Consider the following 724-nt stretch of genomic DNA (forward strand, 5'->3'; position numbering starts at 1 on the left):
CGCCGCCCGGGCACCCTGCACGGCGTTCGCGCCGATCCCGCCGATCCCGATAACCACGGCGGTGTCCCCGGCCCGCAGGTCCGCGGTGCGCACCGAGGAGCCGAAGCCGGTGGTGACGCCGCAGCCGACCAGCGAGGCCAGGTCCAGCGGGAAACCCTCGTCGATCCTCACGGCGGACTTCACGGGGACGACGGTGTGCCGGGCGAACGTGCCGAGCAGGCACATCTGGCCCAGGTCCTCACCGCGGGCGTGGAACCGGTAGGTGCCGTCGAGCTGCGGGCCGAGGGTGGCGCCGGCGCCGTCGTTGCAGAGGTTCCGCTGACCCTTGGAGCAGTACGGGCAGCGCCCGCAGGACGGCAGGAAGGTCATCACGACCGGGTCGCCGACCTCGAGCTCGGTGACACCCGGTCCGACCTCGATGACCCGGCCCGCGCCCTCGTGGCCGCCGACCATCGGCAGTACCGCGGGCAGGTCGCCGGTCACGAGGTGCTCGTCGGAGTGGCGCAGGCCCGACTCTGTCAACGCGACCATCACCTCGCCGGCGTTCGGGGAGGCGAGCTCGACCTCCTCGATCTGCCACTTGCCACCGGGTTCCCACAGCACCGCTGCCGTCGTACGCATGGCCGTCGATCCTGGCCGCACGGGGACCTCCGGCACACCCGTCGCCCGCGCCAGCGCTGGCCCCCGGGTGCCAGGCCGGCTCTCAGGCGCCGGCGAGCGGCAG

The 724-nt window shown here is 73.8% G+C and carries 1 protein-coding gene; it reads right to left on the reverse strand.

The window, feature by feature from the left end; all coding sequences use genetic code 11:
• Window positions 1–621, reverse strand: a 621-nt coding sequence (locus tag D8M34_RS18665) for an alcohol dehydrogenase catalytic domain-containing protein (protein ID WP_153245013.1), incomplete at its 3' end; no start/stop codon positions are given.
• Window positions 622–724: the final 103 nt, after the last annotated feature.

It is taken from the genome of Microbacterium sp. HSID17254 (assembly GCF_003989315.1).
GTDB lineage: Bacteria > Actinomycetota > Actinomycetes > Actinomycetales > Microbacteriaceae > Microbacterium.